This is a genomic window from Bacillus sp. 3103sda1 (assembly GCF_024159135.1).
Lineage (GTDB): Bacteria > Bacillota > Bacilli > Bacillales > Bacillaceae_G > Bacillus_A > Bacillus_A rhizoplanae.
Map to the genome: position 1 here is coordinate 3,559,506 of NZ_JAMYWS010000001.1, position 23,371 is coordinate 3,582,876.

Sequence of the window (23,371 nt, forward strand, 5' to 3'; positions counted from 1 at the left end):
TTATAGAAGTTTTACTTTAGATTATAACACACTGAAATAACGTGCTTCTGGATGAGCAAACACCATTGCTGTAACAGAAGCCTCTGGTTCCATCATAAACCCTTCAGTTAAGGAAATCCCAATTTCTTCTGGATAAATGAGACGGAATAATTTTTCTTGATCAGCAAGTTCCGGACATGCAGGGTAGCCAAAAGAAACGCGAATTCCTTGATACTTTGTGCGGAACCGCTCTTCCATCGTCATGTTTGATGAATCTGGAAATCCCCAGCGATCACGTATGAGCATATGCGTTTTTTCAGCTAAGCCTTCTGCAAGTTCAAGGGCAAGCGATTGAATAGCATGGCTGCGCAAATAATCACCTTGCTCTTTCCACCTTTCTGCTACGGCGCGTACGCCTTTTCCAACTGTTACAGCTAAAAAAGCAACATAATCCATTTCATCTCCAACCGGTCGTAAATAATCACCTAACGTCCGGTGCGGTGCCTTCCCTTGTCTTGGGAATGTAAACCGCTCTAATACACGCGTTGGGTCTTTCGGGTCATAAATTAAAATATCTTGGTTTTCGCTTTGTGCAGGAAAGAATTGATATACAGCGCTCGGACGCAACCACGATTCTCCTTCACGAAGCAATTCATCTATTAAGTCATTCAGTTCATGAGCCCTTCTATCCCCTTCTTGCAGCAACTTTTTTACATTCCCTTTTAAACCTAAGTGATGACCAAGTAACATTTGTCGATTTAAAAACGGAGCAAGATGTGCTACTGGAATATCGCGGAGAACGACACGTTTTGTAGAATCTGGTACAATCACTGGCACTGGCGGTAATTTTTCAATTTGAACTGGTACCTCTACTACTTTTTTCTCTTCTTTTGCAACAATATGTAAGTGGCGCTTCGCTTTTTCTTCACGCATCTTTTCGCGTTCCTCTTCGTGTTGCAGACGATTGATAAGATCTAACCCTGTCATCGCATCGCTTGCGTATAAGACAAGTCCTTGGTAAGAAGGAGAAATGCGCGTTTCTGTGAATTTCCGCGTCAGCGCAGCTCCGCCGACAACGATGGGAACATCGATATTTGCTGCTTTTAAATCTTCCGCTGTTGTCACCATCTGCTGCGCAGATTTAACAAGTAATCCTGATAATCCAATAATATCAGGATTTTGTTCTTTTACCTCTTGAATAATACGGTCAGATCGTACATTAATACCGAGGTTCACAATATCATATCCATTATTCGATAAAATAATTTCCACTAAATTTTTACCGATATCATGTACATCCCCTTTTACTGTAGCAAGTAATACTTTCCCTTTCTTCGCACTATCATTTGTCTCCATATATGGCTCTAAATAAGCAACCGCCGCTTTCATGCTTTCCGCACTTTGCAACACTTCTGCAACAATCAGCTCATTATTATTAAATAAGCGTCCTACTTCATCCATTCCTGCCATAAGCGGCCCGTTAATAATGTCAAGCGGCTTTCTTCCTTCATCAAGCGCAGCTTGCAAGTCATCGTGTAATCCTTGCTTCGTTCCTTCAACAATATAATGAGATAAGCGCTCATCAAGCGTTAACGTTTCAGCTGCTACGACTTCTTTCTGCTTCACATTTCGATAAAAGTTTGTAAACTTCTCTAACGTTTCTTTCGTTGTTTCAAACAAAAGAGCGTTTGCTAATGCTTTTTCTTCTTCAGAAATAGAGGCATAGCGCTCTAGTTTTTCAGTATTAACAATTGCATAATCTAAGCCTGCCTTTGTGGCATGATATAAAAAGACTGAATTTAATACTTCGCGTCCTGCTGGTGGTAAACCAAACGAAATATTACTTACACCTAATATCGTTAAACACTCGGGCATCGCTTCTTTTATAAGCCGAATACCTTCAATTGTTGCCGCCGCTGAACCGATATATTCTTCATCACCTGTTCCAACAGGGAATACAAGTGCATCAAAAATAATATCAGATGGACGTATGCCGTATTTTGTTGTTAATAACTCATAACTTCTTTTTGCAATTTCTAGCTTCCGCTTGGCCGTTACCGCCATACCAATTTCATCAATTGTTCCAACAACAATAGCGGCTCCGTACTGTTTAATAAGCGGAATCACCTTTTCAAAACGCTCTTCTCCATTTTCTAAGTTAATGGAGTTAATCACTCCTTTTCCTTGCAAATAAGTAAGAGCTCTCGCCATAACTTGTTCGTCTGTCGAATCGATCATAATTGGCACCTTTAATACTTTCGTCACAGCTTGCAGGAAATTCTCCATATCTTCTATTTCATCACGATCTGGATCTGCCATACAAATATCGATAATATGGGCATTTTTCTTTACTTGTGCCCTTGCTACTTCTGCTGCTTCTTCAAAATTCCCTTCTGCAACAAGATGTTTAAATTTCCGTGAACCAATTACATTCGTACGCTCCCCAACGAATAACGGGCGCATTGCATCTTCATATTGCAACGCTTCAAGCCCGCTAATTCCATGCCCTTTTCTTTCTTGCTTCACACGTGGCTGAAATGATAGCAACGTCTCTTTCATCGCACGAATATGTGCTGGCGTCGTTCCGCAACACCCACCAACAATGTTGACCCAACCTTCTTCTGCAAACTGCTTCACTTTATATGCAAGCGAATGCGGCGATTCATGATAATGACCGTCTTCATCCGGAAGCCCAGCATTTGGATAACAAGAAATATAGCACTCTGATAACTCTGCAAGTGAACGAATATGTTCTCTCATAAACTCTGGTCCTGTTGCGCAGTTTAGCCCTACTGATAATGGATTCATATGCTCTACCGATAAGTAAAATGCCTCAATTGTTTGCCCAGCTAACGTCGTTCCCATCGGTTCAATTGTTCCGGAAATCATAAGAGGAACTTTTTTCTCTGTCTCGATAAATGCCTTTTCAATTCCTAAACAGGCTGCTTTTACATTTCTCATATCTTGACTTGTTTCTACAAGTAACAAATCTACTCCACCACGCAGTAACCCGCGCGCCTGTCTTGTATATGCTTCAATAAGTCCTTCAAACGTCACCCCACCCGTAACACTAATCGCTTTTGTCGTTGGCCCCATCGCACCTGCTATATATACTTCTTTGCCGCTCTCTATTACAGCTCGTTTCGCTAATTGAGCTGCTTTTTCATTTAACTCCTCATCTAAGTGAGAGAGATTATAATCACTTAGTACAATGTTCGTTGCACCAAATGTATTCGTTTCAATAATATCTGCTCCTGCTTCGATATACTCTTTATGAATATGTATAATAACATCTGGGCGTGTTTTTACTAAATATTCATTACAGCCTTCATACTCTTCACCACCAAAATCTGCAGCTGAAAGGTCTTCTTGTTGAATCATCGTTCCCATTGCACCGTCTAAAATTAAAATTTCTTGCTGCAATCTTTCCTCGATTGGTCTCATACATTTATTCCTTCTTTCTGCTCTTTCTTTGCTTGAATATACCTAACAAGTGCTTCTGTCACTTCGTACTTTAAAAATGGTGTAATTAAATAAATACCGTTAAATAATTCCATCGCGACATCAATTAACTCTTGAGATATAAGAATTCCTTCTGCCACTGCTTCTTCTGACGTTCTATGCCCGTCCATACGCCTTCTCACTTCTTCTGGAAGAGTAATACCTGGTACTTCAAAATGTAGAAAATCTGCATTTCGTTTACTTACAAGTGGCATAATGCCAATAAAAATCGGCTGCTCGATATGCTTCGTTGCTTCATATACGTTTCGAATGACTGCCGCATCATAAATGGGCTGCGTTAAAAAATACTCAGCGCCAGCTGCAATTTTTTTCTCCATGCGTTTTACAGCTGCTTCTATATGTCTTACATTCGGATTAAAGGCTCCGCCCACTGAAAAATGAGTAGCTGCTCCAATTGATTTCCCTAAAATAGAACGCCCATTGTTCATTTCTTTAATCATTTTAATAAGCTCTACAGAAGAAAGGTCATATACAGATGTTGCACCCGGAAAATCACCAACGCGTGCTGGATCCCCTGTTAATGCCAATACTTCCTCCATACCGAGCGCTGCTAATCCAAGTAAATGAGACTGCAGCCCGATCACATTATGATCACGGCACGTTAAATGGGTCAATACAGGAATATCATGCTTTGTTAATAACGCACCCATCGCCATATTTGATACACGTGGTGATGCTAAGGAATTATCTGCTAACGTAATAGCATCTGTTCCCGCACGCTTCAACGCTTTTGCTCCTTCGAAAAACCGTTGCGTATCCAAAGTTTTTGGCGGATCAAGCTCAACAATCACTGTCGTTTCTTTCTTCGCTTTTTCTGCTAATGTAATTCGATTCACTGTATTTACACGCTTCGTTGCTATTACTTCTGCACGCTTTACAACTTCTTTAGCTGTTACAGGACGCTCATTTTTAAGTGCCCGCTTCATTGCTTCGATATGAGCAGGGGTTGTACCGCAACAACCACCAAGTAACCTAACTCCTTGCTTAATAAATTCTGGCGCCATCTCTTCAAAATAAGCAGGGCTTCCTTCATATACATAACGACCTTCTACATATTTAGGAAGACCGGCATTTGGATATGCAGATAAATAACCATATTCAGGAATTGCTATTGTTTTAAAAGATTCGATCATATGAAGCGGCCCTAATTGACAATTTAATCCGACCACATTTGCACCATACTCTATAAGCCGCTTCAATACACCATCTACACTATTTCCATTTTGAGTTGTACCAGCTTCGTGAAGAGCAAGCTGTGCAATAAGAGGGACGTTTGTTTGCTTTCGTAATACTTTCACTGCATGAAGCAATTCAAATTCATCATAAAAGGTTTCTAATAATAGCCCATCAACATTTTCCTCTAGTAAGGCATTTGCTTGCTCTAAGAGCATAAATTCTCGTTCCATATCAGTCGTTGTAACTGCTCCAATGTGTTTCATACCACCGATTGTTCCAACAATTACATTTTTTTCTGTCACAGCTGCTTTTGCATGTCTTACAGCGGCACGATTAATTTTTCTTACGCGATCCTCCAGTCCATACATGCGAAGTTTTCCTTCATTTGCTCCGTATGTATTTGTTTGAATAACATCTGCTCCGGCTGCAACATATTGTTTATGAATCGAAATAATCCGATCCGGCTCAGATAAATTCAATTCTTCAAAGCAGCTTTGTAAACCATGAGAGTGTAACAATGTTCCCATTGCCCCGTCCCCAATAACAATTCCTCGTTGCAATAAATCTAGTAATTTCACATATCTCCCTCTCTTCTTTTCAATATAAAAACCCCCCTCTTCTCAATGAAGAGGGGGACAGTATTTCATCCTCCTCTTATCATTCAGAACAATTTGTTCTGCAGGTCTTAGCACCGTCTCAAACATGTTGTTTGAAGGTTGCTGGGTTTCACAGGGCCTTTCCCTCCACCACTCTTGATAAGAGTTTCATTCTATTGTGAATGCTAAAAGTAAACATCATCCGTTCACTCATTAACAATCTTTGTTAATTTTTTCATTAATTTAGCATGTTGAAGTGAGAAAGTCAACGAAAATAAAGAAAAATAAAATTATTCAAAATATAGTTGCACTTCTTTCTAAATTTGTTGTAAAGTAAAAAACATAATAAAAAACTTCATATTTCGAATTCTTATCGAGAGAGGTCGAGGGACTGGCCCATTGACGCCTCAGCAACCATTAACAAGCTTTTTATTTGTTAATAAGGTGCTAATTCCAGCAAATTGAGAAATGATTTGATAGATAAGAAGAAGACTATATTCGTCATATATAAGCCTTCTTCTTAGAAGGCTTTTTTATTTTGTATAAGGAGGAATTCTATTATGTCTACAATTGAAACGAAGCTTGCCCAAATTGGAAATCGCAGTGAAACAACAACAGGAGCAGTCAATCCACCCGTTTACTTCTCCACTGCGTACCGCCACGAAGGAATTGGAAGGTCAACAGGGTTTGATTATTCCCGAACAGGAAACCCAACACGTCTTCTATTAGAGCGCGCAATCACTGACTTAGAGCAAGGAGAACAAGGCTATGCCTGTAGCTCAGGAATGGCTGCTGTTCTTCTTGTCCTTTCACTATTCCGATCTGGTGACGAACTTATTGTATCTGAAGATTTATACGGCGGAACATATCGTTTATTTACAGAGCACGAACAAAAATGGGATGTTCGATGTAGATACGTAGATACGCAGCATATACAAGAAATTGAAAAAGCAATTTCACCAAATACAAAAGCAATTTTCATAGAAACACCAACAAACCCGCTTATGCAAGTAACGGACATCGCAGCAGTTGCTACCGTTGCAAAACGTCATAACTTGCTACTTATTGTTGATAACACATTCTACACACCGTATTTACAACAACCATTAACAACCGGAGCTGACATTGTCCTGCATAGTGCTACAAAATATTTAGGTGGTCATAACGATGTATTAAGCGGACTTGTCGTTGCTAAAGGTGCAAAGTTATGTCAGGAACTCGCTCACTATCATAATGCATCTGGAGCTGTATTAAGCCCATTTGATTCTTGGCTTTTAATACGCGGCATGAAAACATTAGCGCTTCGTATGAGGCAGCATGAAGAAAACGCAAAAGCAATTGTTGCCTATTTACAAGGGGAAGAATCTATAACCGATGTGTTTTATCCAGGAAAAGGCGGTATGATCTCTTTTAAACTGAAAAAAGAAGCATGGATTGATCCGTTCTTACAATCTCTTTCTCTTATTACGTTTGCAGAAAGTCTTGGCGGCGTAGAAAGCTTCATTACATACCCAGCAACACAAACACATGCTGATATACCAGAAGATATTCGCACTGCCCGCGGCGTTTGTAATCGTCTTCTCCGTTTTTCCGTAGGAATTGAGAATCAAGATGATTTAATTCAAGACTTACAGCAAGCACTCAAACAAGTAAAAGAAGGAGTGAGAATATGAGTTATTCCATAGATACACTTTTACTCCATAATCGTTTTAAGCATGACAAACAAACTGGAGCTGTCAATGTTCCTGTTTATAACACATCCACGTTTCATCAATTTGATGTAGATACATTTGGAAAATATGATTATAGTCGCTCTGGAAATCCAACGCGCGAAGCTCTTGAGGAGATGATTGCTTTACTAGAAGGGGGAAGTAAAGGGTTTGCCTTCTCATCTGGTATGGCTGCTATTTCAACAACTTTTCTTCTTTTATCACAAGGAGATCATGTCCTTATTTCTGAAGACGTATACGGGGGCACATATCGAATTGTAACTGAGGTTCTCTCTCGTTACGGCGTTTCTCACACATTCGTTGACATGACAAATTTAGAAGAAGTAGAACGAAAGATTCAGCCGAATACAAAAGTTTTTTATGTTGAAACGCCATCAAATCCATTATTAAAAGTGACAGATATTAAAGCTGTTTGTGAGCTTGCCAAATCTGTTGGAGCGCTCACTTTTGTTGATAATACATTTTTAACACCACTATTTCAACAACCGTTAGAACTTGGGGCTGATATTGTTCTCCATAGTGCAACAAAATTTCTTGCAGGTCATAGCGATGTTACCGCCGGATTGGCAGTCGTAAAAGATGAAGAACTTGCAAGGAAAGTTGGCTTTTTACAAAATTCTTTCGGAGCTATATTAGGACCGCAAGATTGTTCCCTCGTCCTTCGCGGCTTAAAAACATTGCACGTTCGCTTAGAACACTCTTCTCGAAGCGCTGAAAAAATTGCAGATTATTTGCAAAGGCATCCAAAAATTAAAGATATCTACTATCCTGGATTACCGTCCCACGCCGGATATGAAACGCAGCACGCTCAGGCAAAATCAGCAGGAGCAGTTCTTTCCTTTACACTAGAATCTGAAAATGCACTACGCCAATTTCTAGCACATATTCAGCTTCCGGTATTCGCCGTTAGTTTAGGTGCTGTTGAATCGATTCTTTCGTATCCGGCAAAAATGTCGCACGCTGCTATGTCACAAGAAGAACGCGAAAAACGCGGTATTTCAAATTCACTACTGCGCTTATCTGTTGGATTAGAAAATGCAGATGATTTAATTGCAGATTTTGAGTATGCACTTACGTATGTAGGAGAGGCTGTTATTTCTTAATGAGAAACCTATATAAATATTAATAGTGATTATACAAAAGGCCTTCATGCTTCATAAAAAATGTTTTAAACTATAAAATCAAATATTGGTCTGTGAAAAAATAGCTATAGACTAAAAATTGTTTCATATGAGATTCTGGTAAAATTACCATATTGGATCGACAGGCACTGTATCTCAAAAACTCAAAAAGTTCCTTCAGAAGATTGAAGGAACTTTTTTCACATATCTCTCGTTATCGGAAGTTACACTTCTAACCTTTTTTCTAAAAAGTGTTGGCTGAATCCTTTCGGGTGATCCTTAAGGAGACCGAATTCCTTATAGCCATGTCTCTTATAGAATTCAGGGGCTTGAAAACTAAAAGTATCAAGCATAATGAGTCTACATTTCTTTTCTTTTGCAATCTCCTCAATCTTATGTAGTAATTTAGTCCCATATCCTTGATGACGTAATTTGTCTTCTATCCAAAGGAAATCAATATGCATGTGATGCCAAAATATTGTTCCTGTTATGCCACCTACTATATTTCCCTCTTCATCTTTTACCATAAAGCTTACATTTTCAAGAGAAGTTTTTATTTCATCTGGCAGTTGTGAAGCATTATATTCTATAACTTTTCGTCTAATATAATCACTATCTTCTTGATTCCCTTATCGGAATATTCGCGTGAAAATTTCCGCTTTTCTGTTTCCCATCCCGAATATCATATCACTTCTAAAATGATTACACTTCAATCTGCATCGTATCGTAAGCAAACGTTATATTCATACCTTCTGCCCGCAATTCAGCTTCGATTTCTTTCAGTTCGTCATATCCAAGATTATCTACTTCTTCAATGTGCGTAATGATTGTATGTTTTGCTTGTAATTGCTTCGCTACTTCTAGCGTATCTTCAAACGTCGCCTCGCGTATACGTTCAATAAAAGCACGGTCTCTTATTTGCTCTTTCTTCTTCCAATCAAACTCGACGATTCCCATCGGCAAAATAGCTACATCTAAATTACCAATTAGGTGAGCGGGTGGTTCCCATTTATATAATTCATCCATTGCAATCAATATCCGCTTTTCTTTTTCTTCTAATAAAAACGCATACACATATTGTTCATGTAAACGAAACGGAGTAACTTTCACTTTATTTTTCACGAAAGATTGCTCATCTCGTAATACGATTAAATCAATCCATCCTTGTTGCTGCATAAATTGCAGATGATCCCACGATCCTAGAAATTTTTTCATATCTTCTGCTACTTGCTCTGGTACATACACAGTAGTAGCCCAAGCTTTGTTCGTTTCAAACGCCATCGTTTCCCAAATTCTCCGGCCCATCGTATGATCAGGATGCCAATGTGAGTAAATCCCGGCTTCTACTTTTGAAATGTGAGATCTCTCTAATTGCAATCGTATTTCTTCTGGTGTATCAATTAATAAATGAAGATCGTGAATAAAAACACTTGGTCCCATTCTACTATATGGTAAACCTTTTTCCCTCGCCTCTTTGCTTACTTTGCTATAACTCCCTGGTCTCGGAATCGGTGTGGCTCCGCCTGTTCCTAAAAATTCTATCCTCATGACTATCCCTTCTTTCCATCCTTATTAATTTCTAGATTGATATATATAACTCCTTTTCTAATTATTCCAAAAATTTTCAATTATATTATTGAAAGAAAAATAAAATATGGTAAAATTGTGACATAAATGAAAATGTTTTTTATTAAGAACAAAAATATCCGTTATTTCAATCTACAAACCTTGATTTACCTCATTGGAAAAACGTCCAAAATTATCTAATTTATTTACACCATGTTCTCTTTTCTTACAGTTTCTTTACTTTAGGGCATTTTTTTTGCAACAACTGTTTTCATTGCTTTAAAATTTTGTTATGTATATTATGGTATAACAGCACGCATGGAGGTGGAAAAGAATATGTTAGAAACCTTTCAAAAGGAATTAGAATTGTACGAAAATAATGCGGAATTATTAAAAGTACTTGCTCATCCAGTTCGTTTATGTATTGTAAAAGGATTAATTGAACGAGGTCCAAGTAACGTTTCTACAATGTATACAGGTTTAAACATGCCCCAATCTACAATTTCCCAACATTTAGCAAAATTAAAAAGCGCTAAGATTGTTTCGAGCGAAAGAAAAGGGCTAGAAATTTACTACAAAGTAGAAAATGAAACGATTATTCAATTAGTTCGCGTATTACTAGGTTAGGAGTATTTAAATAAAAACAGGGTGTATTGTATATTTTTAATCTCATATCTTTAATATAAATATATATCATGAGAAAAAATATAAATACTACATAATCCTAAACAAAACGTCGTATTAACCTACAAAACAAGGCGCAGAGTTTTACTCTGCGCCTTGTCTTATGAAAAAATATGTAGATAATGCTCTAAGTTTAAACACGAAATCCCCTTTTGCTGAATCACAACATCAAAAGCATCACCTATACCACCTTGTAAAATCATAGAACGAATCGCACGATTTTTCTTTTGCTTATCAGAAAACGGATTACGATCTTCATGATTTACAAGCTGTTCTAAAATACCTGCAGCTAGCAAAAATTCTCTTTGCTTCGTATGCCATACTGTTTGTAATCCTTTCTCTTCTCCAACTGTCTTCAAGGCATCCCAATGAATATGAGTTGTTATATCCATCTCTCCTGGAAATTGAAGAGGATCAGGAATCATTTGATGCCTATAATAGCTTCGCAGGCTTCCTTCACGATGAGCTGGATGCGCCCATTCTTCATTTGTATAACCATAATCTATCGTTATAAGCAATCCTTCTTGCAGCCAACTTGTCAGCTGTTTTACATAATCATTCATTTGTAACGGTACTTCAAATCGTTGTCCTTCATATAGTGAAATTTGATGTCTTTGCAAATACTTTATAACACTTTCACTATCCAGCGGTCGCAATACTTCAACAAGTCTACCTTCACTGTTATACTTTACACGTACTTCATATAACATTCTTTCTCGTTTCTCTATCACTTCTACAGGAAACGCGTCAAACAACTCATTTGAAAAAACAATTCCTGTAAAGGAAGCTCCCAATTCCTCATAGGATGCATATTGCGAAACATTTGAAAAAGAAATAAGTTGTTGTTTCTGCAACTCTCTATGAAACGGACTCACCTCTATAATTGAGTATTGCATATTTTCAAACGTATCAGGAGATATCGTTTGCCACTCTTGTAACATGTCATACGCAAATCTTCCTGTTCCCCCACCAATTTCACATATATGCGGTGAAACAACTTCTGATTTCACAAGCTGAATAAAAAAATGAGCAAATGTTTTTGCATAAACAGAAGACACATTACTGCTTGTAAAAAAATCTCCTTGCCTTCCGATTTTTTCACGTTCTTTCATATAATAGCCATTGTTTACGTCATATAATGCAAGGCTCATATATGTACTATAAGAAATAGACTGATCTATTTCTTTTTCCATTGCTTGTTTTAGAACGTGTTCCATCCTCGTACCCCTTATTGTAAAAATGGATTATTTTCTTTTTCAAAACCAATTGTTGTTTCTGGGCCATGTCCACATAACACTTTTGTATCATCCGGCAGTACAAATAACTTCTCTTCAATACTCATGATTAATTCTTGGAAACTGCCTCCTGGCAAATCAGTACGGCCAATGCTCATTTGAAATAAAACATCTCCGGAGAATACAGCATTTGCTTCTTTGCAATAGTACGAAATACTTCCTGGTGAATGACCTGGTGTTTCATACATATCAAATGAAAACGAACCAATTGTTAATACTCCTTCTTCCTCGATGATGTGGTCCGCAGGTTTTGCCGTAATACTACGATTCATCATAAAAATTTGCGAGCCATTACAAGTAGCATCTCCTAGCCAATCAGCCTCCTCTTGATGAACATAAACCGGAATTTGAAAAGCAGTACGTACTTCATCTACCGCACCAATGTGATCGAAATGTGCGTGTGTTAATAAAATAGCTAACGGCTTTAACTGTTCTTTCTTTACATAATTTACAAGTTTTTCTCCTTCACTACCTGGATCAAAAATAATACATTCTTTTTGATCATTACTTAAAATATACGCATTTGTTTGCAGTGTGCCTAACGGCATCTGAATCCAATTCACTCTTAATCTCCTCCAGTCGTTACACTCATTTTCATCATACAACATTTTCTTCTCATAAGAAAAGAAACGATACCTCGACAACAATATGGAAAACATGTACAATAAAAATGAAAAAATATTACAAAAACTCAAGCAAAAATGAGAGAGTAGAGGGGGATATGTATGGGTCTTGTTATTATTTTTGCGTTAGTCACTCTGTTAGGTGTATACTCTTCTCTTAAAACGTTGCGAGATAAGAACCTTCTTGCTGGAGGTTTTTCCGTTGCAACTGTACTTGTTTTCGGTTGGTTTACAGTCATGACCTTTATAAATAATGGCTATCCACCAACACATTAAGCAACTTGTCTAAACTCTCTACATACATCATGACTTCTAGCATATGCAAAAAGGAAGGGATCCCCCTTCCTTTTTCTTATTATGCTCGCAAAAGATTATTCATTTGTTAACCTTCAACACATATAAAGATTCACTTTACTTTGCTTCATAAATATACTTTTTCACAAGCCAAGCACCGCCGATTACTCCAGCATCATTTCCAAGTGCCGCAATTGCTAGTTTTGTGCTTTTAACAGCACGTGGAAATGCATATCTTTCGAAATAGCGTTGAATTGGTTGCAGCAATGCATCACCTGCTTTTGATACGCCACCACCAATAACAATTTTTTCTGGATTTAATGTACTAGAAAGGTTTGCCACCGCTAATCCTAAATAAGAAGCAACTTTGTCTACTATTTTCGCTGCTAATATATCACCTTGTGCAAGTGCATCAAACACGTCTTTCGATGTAATGCTTCCTTCTTGTTCTAGCATCGAACGTAGTACACTTGCTTCATCTGTTTCCTGCATTTTTTGCATCGCAATGCGTACAATACCAGTTGCTGAAGAAACCGTTTCTAAGCATCCTGATTTCCCGCAATTACAAGCAAAACCATTTTCTGTTACAACTGTAATATGACCAATTTCACCAGCTGCTCCGCTTACACCATGTACGATTTCACCATTTGTGATGACACCGCCACCAACACCTGTTCCAAGTGTCATACAAACAATATCCTTTGAACCTTCTCCAGCACCTTTCCACATTTCTCCAAGTGCTGCAATGTTAGCATCATTATCAACGACAACTGGTAAACCAGTTTCTACTTCTAATAAATCTTTAAGAGGATAGTTTTTCCATCCTAAGTTTACTGCTTCATAAATCATTCCAGAAGCAACATGAACAGGTCCTGGGGCACCCATCCCAATTCCGATTAATTTGCTTTTTAACTCACCTAATTCTTCTAACTTTTTATCAATTGCTTTCGCAATATCAAGTGTAATATGTTTTCCCTGTTCACTTATATTTGTCGGAATCTCCCATTTATGTAAAAACTCACCGTAAATGTTAATAAACGCTAACTTAATTGTTGTTCCACCAAGATCAACACCAACCAACCATTTCTCTTCCATTTTACTATCCTTCCTTCATCGATTTCTTCAGCTAATCGCGGCCAATAAGACCCCCACCTCAAGATTCTGAGGAAACAAAGAAGATAGATGGGGAATAACTGCTGACATGCGCCCGATTGGTTCAACTAGCCATCAGTGGGGGGATACCCCCCCCACTGATGGCAATTTCACTTTATCTCTTTTTGAATTTCCTGCTTTAATAAAAATAAGGCAGTTTGATAATCTTTTGGCTCAATCAGCTGTGATTTATATAATTCACGAAGCTCATCGCCCATTAATTGTAAGTCCGCAACACGGTCTCCTGTATAAATAATCGTTCCAAATTTCTTTAATAATTGTTGAATATCATAAACAGATATCATTCTTTCACCCTCTATGTCCACTTACTATAAAAACATAATAAGAAAACGTTCACATATTTTATTATAATAAACATGAAAAAGAATCGTCAATTTATAATTGACCTATGTAAGTTCCAAAATAGAGATTGTTTCTTTTTCTGTAATAATTTTTTGTACAGTTTTATCAAACGGTTCAACTGGGATATGAGAGACAATTTGAAAATCAAAAACTAATGATAGCGTTTTCTCTTTATAGTTCACAAGATAACGATCATAATATCCTCCGCCATATCCTACCCGCTCTCCTTTTCGCGTAAACGCAACACCTGGCACGAGAAGTAAATCAATCTCCTCTGCTGATACCTCTTCTGTTATAGACGGATCTGGCTCTCGTAAATTCATATAAACCGTTTCTAATTGTTCAAAATTCGTAATTTGGCGGAATGTCATTGTTCTCGTTTCACGATTACATTTTGGGACAACAATTGCTTTCCCTTCTTCCCATGCCTTTTCAATAATTGCATATGTATTTACTTCACGTTCCATAGAAAGTGTAATCCCGATTGTTTTTGCCTCAATCCATTCTCGTTGTTTATATAAAGAATCCACAATTTTTGCTGATAAAGTCGTATACTGTTCTTCCGATAAAGCATTCATACGCTGCAATATTTCTTTTCGTAATCTTTTTTTCTCTTCCTTCATCATAAATTCCCCCTATATACAAAAGAAACAGTAGGAAAATATCCTACTGCTTACTTTGTTTCGCGGTGTAACGTAGACTTCTTGTCACGCTTGCAATATTTTTTAAGCTCAAGACGCTCAGCGTTGTTACGTTTGTTTTTCTTTGAGATATAGTTACGATCTCCGCATTCTGTACATGCTAGAGTAATATTTACACGCATTCTTATTTCCCTCCAGTCACTAATAACTTAAATCAGACTATACTATAATACCACTTTTAAAATAAAAATTCTACACCTTTTGATATTGTCTAATTTTTTCTATAAGAGTATTCATATTTTCCTTTGCTATGACTGGATTTCTTGCTTGAGAATACACAAGAAATTTCGGTTGATTTACATCAGAAACAACATAGGACCACTCTTCTTCCGCATGTGTAAACTTAATTCCCTCTAATACCTCAAACTCCCGCTGTGCCATGTCTCTAAGCAACATCCCTAACACTTTTCCTTTCTCATTCCACGAACAAACTACCTCGTCACATAATAAGTAAAGTGGTGGATATTGCTCTAACATTGCCGGAAGTGTCTTCCCTTGAAGAACAATTAACTCCAATAATTTACCAATTCGAAATAAAATATCTTGCTGCCATCTCATTTGAAATAATTGCTTATTTTCATTCTGCATATAAAAAAGAAGATAACATTCTCCTAACTTTAATGGTAATGGATAGACACATTCATCTTTTTCAAATAATAAATTTGGAATATCAATCTCCTCACAATTTGTATTTTTGTAAATATTCCCATAAGAATCATATAACTCAAATGTATTTCCCTGTTCCCGAAACATAATAGCCATATCTGCTTGACTCGATTTCATTAATGACTTAATATGCTCTTTTTTCTCAGCCGCATATATCCACGTTACTGTGCAGCCAATTTTCTGTAAAAAAGATAGTAACAAAGACTGAAACATTTCATCGCACTTATTTATAAGAAGATGGAATGTTTGTTTTTTTATAGCTGGTACATCTATTAATTGCAGAGCAGATTCAATATACATTTTTGAACAAACATGTATGACTTCGTTATTACCGATTTTTTTACAATCGACATATCGAAATGACTCCGCCATATACAAATTTTCTATTTCTTTTTGCTTTTTATATGTTAATCCCGTTCCTTCTTCATTATAAAATTGAATGACTAGTTTCTCATCTTGCCCCTTATAAAAATACACACCGCCAATGACATTTGTTTGCCCGACCGCATATCGAAAACAAGACTCATTTATTTCTTGGCATTCCATTGTATGCAATCCCACTGTATGAACAGCATGTAAAAAAATATGTTTAAACATTTCTACTTCTGCATGTGCACTGCTGCCAATCAGCAAATTTCCTCCTTCTTCTAATAAAGAACCGTATGCCATTGCCAATTTCACAACAACTTGCGGTGTAATATCTAAATTACTTCTTCCACACATACGACTTTTCTGCAGAAAACACGAAATATTTTCATGCTCTCTAATTCCAGATGAAGCAATAATTGTACTGTTTTCAACCACTTTCTCTGGCCATACTTTTCCCTTCGCCTTGATCACTACATTCCGTCCAATTCGACATTGATCAGCCACAACACTCTTTTCAAATAAAGTAACTCCATCTTCAATAATTGTACTTGCCCCAACTGTTGTTCCAAGCAACTCACATTGCTTTCCTATGTACGTATGGGGGAGTAAAATACTTTTTTGAAGACGAGTATATGCAGAAATCATGCTATGCTTACCGATAATAGAATACGGCTCAATAACAGCTCCTGTTTGTATTGTTGTTCCTTCACCAATAAAAGCAGGACCGTGGATCTTTGTTCCTTTTTCAATTGTCACATCTTCGCCAATCCATACCATTGGCAACACTTCTGTATATGGAATAGGTACATGAACTTTCTTTGTAAGCAAGTCAAATTGCGCCTGACGATATTGAGCAAATGTTCCAATATCAAGCCAATATCCATCCGCTACATATCCATACATGGCTTCTTTGTTTTCCAATAAAGGAAATACATGATGACTAAAATCAAAAAACGTATGAGGTGTAATATAAGAAAAAATCTCGGGGTTCATAATATAAATACCAGTGTTTACTGTATTGGAAATTACTTCGTTCCAGCTTGGCTTTTCAATATATTTAATAACTTCATGACGCTGATTTGTTACAACTAATCCATACGATAACGGATTAGCTACTTCTTTTACAAACATTGTAACTATTCCGTTATGACTGTCATGAAAATCAATCCCTTTTGACAGCTGAAAATCTGTTAGCGCATCTCCGCTAATCACAACAAATGGCTCATCTAAAAACTTCTCTGCTTGTTTTACACTCCCCGCCGTACCAAGAGGAGGAGTGTCTTCAAAATAATAGAGCTTTACTCCCCATTTACTACCATCACCAAAATAATTTTGAATAACGGAACTCATATATTGAACAGTAATAGCAATTTCTCGAATACCATGCTCTTTCAATAGTTCAATACTATATTCCATCACTGGCTTTTGTAGTAGAGGCAACATGGGCTTGGGAAGGTTACATGTTAACGGACGTAAACGCGTCCCTTTCCCTCCTGCTAAAATAACCCCCTTCATTGGCATTCAACCTCCACATTTATGATGTTGAACTGCTTTTTCATACGTGTGTGCGGTTGCTCTTGCAATTTCACCCCAACTATAGTGAACAAGAACATCTTCATATCCTTTATTTGCCACGCACTGAGCAAATTCTCGTTGTTCTATAATAAATATTAATTTCTCACTCAAATTTTGCGAACAACCTGATTCCATTTGAAACCCATTCACACCATCTATAATAATCTCTTGCAGGCCACCCACACGCGAAACCAAAACTGGTCTCTTTGCAAGCATCCCCTCTAATGCAACAATCCCAAAAGGTTCATACAAACTTGGAATTAATAATACATCACACCTTTGGAGAAAAGCTCGTTGTTCTTCCTCTGTAATATGACCGAGAAAAAAGATAGAGTGTTGCAGTCCTCTTCCTTGAACAACTGCACGGTACTGCTCTAACATGGGCCCTTGGCCTGCAATAATAAATATAACCTGTGGGTATAGCTTAATAATCTGCGGCGCAGCTTCAATAATCGTATAAAAACCCTTCTCATTGACAATACGACCAATTGAAAATATAACCAATCTTTCTGCTAAATTATAACGCCTCGTAATTTCTAATGAAGGCGTAACAGCATGAAAGAAATGACGGTCAATCCCATTTGGATGTACAAAAACACCCTCACCATTTACTTCCAAATCTCGTACAACCTCATCTTTCATAAACTGACTACAAACAATCACAATGTTAGATTCTTTTACTAGCTCTTTTTCATGCATATGTATTTGCCATTGCAGTGATGTATAAATTCCACCATTACGTCCACGTTCCGTTGCATGAATGGTTGTAACGAGAGACAAATGTTGCTGTTTTTGCAGTTCCATCGCACAAATAGCAACAAGCCAATCATGAGCATGAATCACATCAAACGTATAACATTTACACAGTTCCTGTGTATAAGCAAACATAGACTTGTTTAACTGAGCAATCCACTCATAAAAATGATACTTTTCACGATCATCAACTGACACACGATGCACATGTACATCATGTACCTTTTCATATGTCGTGCAATGCTCTTCGTGTACCGTTACTACATGCACATAATGTCCATTATGTGCAAGAGCACGGGATAATTCATACACATGTCTTCCAAGGCCTCCTACCATCATCGGGGGATATTCCCATGCCAACATTAAAATATGCAAAGGCTCCATACATCCCTCTTTTCTCTTCACGTAGAAGAATAAAGTGAAACTTCCTTTCATGAACGTTTTTTTTCATGAAAGGTTAGTTGAACCAATCGGGCTCTTACGGATGGTTTGATTTTCTTCTTGCTTATACTTCTTACCAACCGTTTGAGCGGGGTAAAGTGAAACTTTCGTCCCACGAAAAAGTAAGCGTTTTCTTTTTATTGCATTATAATCCATCTTACCACCGCAACAAGCAAGTAACAATAATCCTTTTTTGTCATATTTTGACTAAAAAAAGAGAGGAACACTTTGCATCCCTCTCTTTTAACAATTTTTATTCATTTAATAAATAATGCTTCCCTTTTACAAGATAAAATACATTTTCTGCAATGTTTGTACTATGATCAGCCACTCGTTCAATATAACGTGCAATAAACGACAGCTGTGTAATTTGTCCAATCGTCTCTGGCTGATCTGGAATAGAAGAAATAAACTCACGAATTGCTTTCCCATAAAGTTCATCAACTTCATCATCCATCTCAGCAATCTTTTTCGCATATGTTAAGTTTTCTTCTCTATAAGCTTGAATCACATTTTGCAGCATATCTATTGCAATTCCGAACATATTTTCAAGGTTTTGTAATGATACAGATACTTCTTTTTCACCAAGACGGATTGTTGACTTAGCAATATTTACCGCGTGATCTGCAATACGTTCTAAATCTGTTGCAGTTTTAATAGAAATAAAAATTCTTCGTAAATCACTAGCAACAGGTTGTTGTTTCGTAATCAACATTAATGCAAAGTCATTAATTTCTTCTTCCAAATTATCCATACGATAATCACCATCGATTACCTCAAGCGCCTTCTCTACATCTCTTGTGCGCAATCCTTCCATTGCAATTTCAAGAGCTTGTTTTGCTAATTCACCTAGTTCAATAATTTTTTGCTGTAATGCTTGCAAATCATACTGAAATTGTTCGCGTACCATGTTGGTCCCCCTTTATTCGTTACACGTGCTCCAATATAAGATGAAGCTCTCACCGAAATATTCCAATTGATAAGAACATACGTTTCTCTCTCAAACAGACACTATTAACCGAATCGTCCTGTAATATAATCTTCTGTTCGTTTGTCTGTTGGAGTTGTAAATAATTTATTCGTTTCTGTATATTCCACAACTTCTCCGCTTAAGAAGAAAGCAGTTTTATCAGAAATACGCGCTGCTTGTTGCATATTATGCGTAACAATAACGATACTGAAATCTTTCTTTAACTCTTGAATTAACTCTTCCACTTTTAATGTAGAAATTGGATCTAACGCTGATGTTGGTTCATCCATTAAAATGACATCTGGTTCAATCGCTAAGCAACGTGCAATACATAAACGTTGTTGCTGTCCACCTGATAGCCCATACGCATTATCATGTAATCTATCTTTTAATTCATCCCAAATCGCCGCACCGCGCAAACTCTTCTCAACAATTTCGTCCAACGTTTTCTTATCGCGAATACCATGAATTTTCGGGCCGTATACAACATTTTCGTAGATTGATTTTGGAAATGGATTTGGCTTCTGAAATACCATTCCAACATGTGTACGTAATTCCTCAACAGGATAAGATTTCTCGAAAATGTTACGATTACGATATTCAATCACCCCTGTTGTCCGAACGATTGGCACTAGTTCAACCATACGATTTAACGTTTTTAAATACGTAGATTTTCCGCAGCCACTCGGGCCAATAATTGCCGTCACTTCATTCTCGTAAATACTTAAATTAATATCCTTTAATGCGTGGTCTTCTCCGTACCATAAGTTTAAATTTTTCGTATCAAATACAACCTTTTTTGTCTGAGGTACAGTCTTTTCTTCATTTTTCACCTGTACATTTACTACTGTAGATACCATTTTGAAATTCCCCTTTCATCCATGTCTTTCTTACTTACGATTTCGTAGCCATATTGCAAAAGTATTTATACAAAGCAACAACAGTAGTAACACGATAATTCCAGCTGCTGCTACATGTTGAAACTCCTCCTGCGGCCTGCTCATCCAATTAAAAATTTGAATTGGTAAAACTGTAAATTTATCAAATACATCAAGCGGTACATAGTTTGCAAAAGCAAGTGCTCCAATGACAAGTAATGGCGCTGCTTCTCCAATCGCTCGTGATAACGCCAAAATACAGCCTGTTAAAATTCCTGGCATTGCTGCCCTGATAACAACACGAGACATTGTTTGCCACTTCGTTGCCCCCACTCCATAAGATGCTTCTAACAGAGATCTCGGTACAGATCGAAGTGCCTCTTGCGCTGCTACAACAACTGTCGGCAAAACGAGAAGACTCATCGTTAATGCTGCTGCCAATATACTTTCACCTAACTGCAATCCATATACAAACATTGTTAACCCTAATAATCCAAAAACAACAGATGGCACTCCTGCCAACGTTTGAATGTTGATTTTTATCATTCTTGTAAACAATGATTGCTTGGCATAGTATTCTAAATAAAGAGCTGTTCCGACTCCAAATAAAAAAGAAGTAGGAGTAACAACACTCATAAATAAAATCGTTCCCGATAAAGCAGCTGCAATACCAGCTTCCTCCGGATTTCGCGATGCAAAATTGGTGAAAAAATCAAATGAAATATATGTTATACCTTGTTGAAAAATTTGATATAGTAAAAAAATTAATATACAAAGTGAAAATAACATAGTCATACGAAATGCAATCTTGCATACACGATCTTTCCAAAATCGAGAAGGCATATGTTCTTCTATGTTTCGCTCGTTTAACATGCGCATATTATGTCGCCTCCTTAAAACGACGCATAATATACTGCGCAATCATATTCATGATAAGTGTAAAAATAAATAGTGTTGCTCCGACAGCATACATGCTGTAATAGGTCAGCGTTCCATAAGGAGCATCCCCTAAGCTAACTTGCACAATATAAGCCGTTAGTGTCTGAATAGACTGTGTCGGATCTAATGATAAGCTTGGCGTTGAACCACCCGCAATGACAACAATCATCGTTTCTCCAACTGCTCTTGAGGCGGCTAGCACAATTGCTGCTACAACTCCCGTAAAAGCTGCTGGTAATACAATTTTCTTTGCCGTTTCAAGACGAGTAGCTCCGATCGCAAAGGAAGCTTCTCGCACCTGATGCGGAACAGCACGCATCGCATCCTCACTAAGAGATGCAATCGTTGGAATCATCATGATACCAATTACAATCCCTGGACTAAGTGCGTTGAAAAACTGTAGATCCGGAACAATGCGCTGCAAAACAGGTGTAACAACTGTTAAAGCAAAAAAACCGTATACAATTGTCGGAATCCCCGCTAGCAATTCTAATGCCGGTTTTAATACCTTTCTTGCTGCACTAGAAGCGTATTCACTTAAAAATATCGCACATCCTAATCCAATCGGAATCGCAACAACCATTGCAATGATAGTAACAAGCACAGTTCCATATATAAGCGGTAAAATACCAAACTTAGGATTCTCAAAAAAAGGAAGCCATTCTTTTTCTGTAAAAAAGGAATATATTGATACTCTTTCAAAAAACATAAATGTTTCATTTGCTAAAGTTACAATAATTCCTATCGTTGTAACAATAGAGATACTGGCGATTATTCGTAATACGAAAGGAACCATTTGATTGATTCGCTGTGCATTCTTTCGCTTGCCTATATTTCTTTCAATCAAATGTTGAACAGAAACCGTAACGTGACTCTTATCATTACGAGCCAAAGATGAAAACCCCTCTCCATCCTGACATTATTTTTGTATTTCTGTTAACATTTGCAGCTGTTGATTATATTTATATTGCGGTAACTTCACATATCCAATCTCCTCTACGAGCTCTCCTGCGTGTCTCATCATAAAAGATACATAATTTGCAACACTTTTTTTTGCTCGAATTGAAGAATTGTTTACATATACATAGAGCGGCCTAGACAGCGGCTTATATACCCCGGATTGAATTGTTTCTTTCGTCGGGGGAATACCGTTAATTTTTACGGCCTTTACTTTGTCACGATTCGCGGCATAATATGCATATCCAACAAATGCAATTGCGTGTTTATTACTCATAACACCTCTTATTAGAACATTGTCATCTTCGGATAATGTAACTGTTTTTGTTATGAGCTTTTTTTGTAACACTACATTTTGAAAATAATCATACGTACCAGAATCCACCCCTGGTGCGTAAAATTGTATCGTTTCCTGCGGCCATTTCGGATGAATTTGTGACCATTTTTTCGTTGTTTCACTTTCACTCCATACTGTTTGTAACTCTTCTATTGTAAGATTATCTGCCCACGTATTCTCACGATTCACAATAAGCGTAAGACCATCATAAGCAATTTGAAGTGGCGTATACGGGATGTGATGCTTTTTAGCCAGTTGCTCTTCTTCTTTTTTCATCGGCCTAGAAGCGTTTGTTATATCCACTTCTCCTTTTCCAAAACGATGAAATCCTCCCCCTGTTCCAGATATACCAATGGAAAGTTTTACAGAGGGTTCTCGTTTCGTATACTCTTCTGCTACTGCTTCCATAATTGGAAAAATTGTAGAAGATCCATCAATTTGTACTTTCCCTACAATATTCGCAGCAGAAATAGGTAACGTATGAGCAGATAAAAAAAATATCGATAATATAACCATGGTGTATGCTCTATTACGTTTCACGTAATATTTCCTCCTAGGGCCTTCTGATAACAGAAGTACACATATAAGAATAATGCTGAACTATTAACTCGGTTTTAATAATTTGTAAAGGTTTTGTAAATACCAACATTTTTTATACGTTAACGAACAAGCAATTATGCCGCA

General features: G+C 37.3%; 21 protein-coding genes and 2 riboswitches. Of the genes, 4 read left to right on the plus strand and 17 right to left on the minus strand.

The window, feature by feature from the left end; genetic code table 11:
• Positions 1-21 precede the first annotated feature (21 nt).
• Both metH and NKR74_RS17895 read right to left on the minus strand, forming a co-directional pair.
• Positions 22-3,423 (minus strand): methionine synthase, encoded by a 3,402-nt coding sequence (metH, locus tag NKR74_RS17890; protein ID WP_253630409.1) that lies wholly within the window; start codon positions 3,421-3,423, stop codon positions 22-24.
• The gene (locus NKR74_RS17895; protein ID WP_253630410.1) at positions 3,420-5,255 is read right to left on the minus strand and encodes a bifunctional homocysteine S-methyltransferase/methylenetetrahydrofolate reductase; all 1,836 of its coding nucleotides are present in this window, start codon (positions 5,253-5,255) and stop codon (positions 3,420-3,422) included. Before NKR74_RS17895 ends, metH begins: the two co-directional genes overlap by 4 nt.
• 73 nt (positions 5,256-5,328) lie before the next feature.
• Positions 5,329-5,439, minus strand: a riboswitch (SAM riboswitch).
• 201 nt (positions 5,440-5,640) lie between these two features.
• A riboswitch (SAM riboswitch) is annotated at positions 5,641-5,760 on the plus strand.
• A 73-nt stretch (positions 5,761-5,833) separates the two neighbouring features.
• Between NKR74_RS17895 and NKR74_RS17900 the strand changes: the two genes are divergently transcribed.
• Positions 5,834-6,946 (plus strand): methionine biosynthesis PLP-dependent protein, encoded by a 1,113-nt coding sequence (locus tag NKR74_RS17900; RefSeq protein WP_253630411.1) that lies wholly within the window; start codon positions 5,834-5,836, stop codon positions 6,944-6,946.
• A complete protein-coding gene (gene metC / locus NKR74_RS17905) occupies positions 6,943-8,106 on the plus strand; it encodes a cystathionine beta-lyase (protein WP_253630412.1) in 1,164 nt (387 codons plus the stop codon). The genes NKR74_RS17900 and metC overlap by 4 nt, the downstream gene beginning before the upstream one ends.
• 242 nt (positions 8,107-8,348) lie before the next feature.
• Here metC and NKR74_RS17910 read toward each other — a convergent pair whose 3' ends face one another.
• On the minus strand, positions 8,349-8,729 hold the full coding sequence (locus NKR74_RS17910; protein WP_253631177.1) for a GNAT family N-acetyltransferase: 381 nt from the start codon (positions 8,727-8,729) through the stop codon (positions 8,349-8,351).
• A 97-nt stretch (positions 8,730-8,826) separates the two neighbouring features.
• Entirely contained in the window at positions 8,827-9,672 is an 846-nt protein-coding gene (locus tag NKR74_RS17915) for an MBL fold metallo-hydrolase (RefSeq protein ID WP_253630413.1), read from the minus strand.
• 354 nt (positions 9,673-10,026) lie between these two features.
• Here NKR74_RS17915 and NKR74_RS17920 point away from each other — a divergent pair, with 354 nt between their 5' ends.
• Entirely contained in the window at positions 10,027-10,317 is a 291-nt protein-coding gene (locus tag NKR74_RS17920) for an ArsR/SmtB family transcription factor (protein ID WP_000894376.1), read from the plus strand.
• 158 nt (positions 10,318-10,475) lie between these two features.
• Here NKR74_RS17920 and NKR74_RS17925 read toward each other — a convergent pair whose 3' ends face one another.
• Positions 10,476-11,591: a class I SAM-dependent methyltransferase gene (locus NKR74_RS17925; RefSeq protein ID WP_253630414.1), complete on the minus strand. Its 1,116-nt coding sequence runs from the start codon at positions 11,589-11,591 to the stop codon at positions 10,476-10,478.
• An 11-nt stretch (positions 11,592-11,602) separates the two neighbouring features.
• Positions 11,603-12,232, minus strand: a complete 630-nt coding sequence (locus NKR74_RS17930) for an MBL fold metallo-hydrolase (RefSeq protein ID WP_098307764.1) — start codon at positions 12,230-12,232, stop codon at positions 11,603-11,605.
• Between the two features lie 162 nt (positions 12,233-12,394).
• Between NKR74_RS17930 and NKR74_RS17935 the strand changes: the two genes are divergently transcribed.
• Positions 12,395-12,568 carry a DUF2759 domain-containing protein gene (locus NKR74_RS17935; RefSeq protein ID WP_098307766.1) on the plus strand — a complete coding sequence of 58 codons (174 nt, stop codon included), beginning with the start codon at positions 12,395-12,397 and terminating at the stop codon, positions 12,566-12,568.
• A 135-nt stretch (positions 12,569-12,703) separates the two neighbouring features.
• On the opposite strand, the gene NKR74_RS17940 is transcribed toward NKR74_RS17935, so the two are convergent.
• From NKR74_RS17940 to NKR74_RS17990, 11 genes are all read right to left on the minus strand, one after another.
• Positions 12,704-13,681 carry an ROK family glucokinase gene (locus NKR74_RS17940; RefSeq protein WP_098307768.1) on the minus strand — a complete coding sequence of 326 codons (978 nt, stop codon included), beginning with the start codon at positions 13,679-13,681 and terminating at the stop codon, positions 12,704-12,706.
• Between the two features lie 167 nt (positions 13,682-13,848).
• Positions 13,849-14,043 carry a YqgQ family protein gene (locus NKR74_RS17945; RefSeq protein ID WP_141524992.1) on the minus strand — a complete coding sequence of 65 codons (195 nt, stop codon included), beginning with the start codon at positions 14,041-14,043 and terminating at the stop codon, positions 13,849-13,851.
• Between the two features lie 102 nt (positions 14,044-14,145).
• Positions 14,146-14,724, minus strand: coding sequence for a 5-formyltetrahydrofolate cyclo-ligase (locus NKR74_RS17950; RefSeq protein WP_098307772.1), 579 nt, complete (start codon positions 14,722-14,724; stop codon positions 14,146-14,148).
• Positions 14,725-14,774: 50 nt separating this feature from the next.
• Positions 14,775-14,924, minus strand: a complete 150-nt coding sequence (gene rpmG, locus NKR74_RS17955; RefSeq protein WP_012095458.1) for a 50S ribosomal protein L33 — start codon at positions 14,922-14,924, stop codon at positions 14,775-14,777.
• Positions 14,925-14,994: 70 nt separating this feature from the next.
• A complete protein-coding gene (locus NKR74_RS17960) occupies positions 14,995-17,352 on the minus strand; it encodes a sugar phosphate nucleotidyltransferase (RefSeq protein ID WP_253631178.1) in 2,358 nt (785 codons plus the stop codon).
• Positions 17,353-17,358: 6 nt separating this feature from the next.
• Complete coding sequence (locus NKR74_RS17965; protein ID WP_176524546.1) at positions 17,359-18,549, minus strand: glycosyltransferase family 4 protein; 1,191 nt, start codon at positions 18,547-18,549, stop codon at positions 17,359-17,361.
• 310 nt (positions 18,550-18,859) lie between these two features.
• Positions 18,860-19,516, minus strand: coding sequence for a phosphate signaling complex protein PhoU (gene phoU / locus NKR74_RS17970; protein WP_098307776.1), 657 nt, complete (start codon positions 19,514-19,516; stop codon positions 18,860-18,862).
• 104 nt (positions 19,517-19,620) lie between these two features.
• A complete protein-coding gene (pstB, locus tag NKR74_RS17975; RefSeq protein WP_098307778.1) occupies positions 19,621-20,436 on the minus strand; it encodes a phosphate ABC transporter ATP-binding protein in 816 nt (271 codons plus the stop codon).
• A 30-nt stretch (positions 20,437-20,466) separates the two neighbouring features.
• Positions 20,467-21,333 carry a phosphate ABC transporter permease PstA gene (pstA, locus tag NKR74_RS17980; RefSeq protein ID WP_253630415.1) on the minus strand — a complete coding sequence of 289 codons (867 nt, stop codon included), beginning with the start codon at positions 21,331-21,333 and terminating at the stop codon, positions 20,467-20,469.
• A 1-nt stretch (position 21,334) separates the two neighbouring features.
• Positions 21,335-22,285 (minus strand): phosphate ABC transporter permease subunit PstC, encoded by a 951-nt coding sequence (gene pstC / locus NKR74_RS17985; RefSeq protein WP_098307782.1) that lies wholly within the window; start codon positions 22,283-22,285, stop codon positions 21,335-21,337.
• 27 nt (positions 22,286-22,312) lie between these two features.
• Complete coding sequence (locus tag NKR74_RS17990) at positions 22,313-23,203, minus strand: PstS family phosphate ABC transporter substrate-binding protein (protein ID WP_253631179.1); 891 nt, start codon at positions 23,201-23,203, stop codon at positions 22,313-22,315.
• Positions 23,204-23,371: the final 168 nt, after the last annotated feature.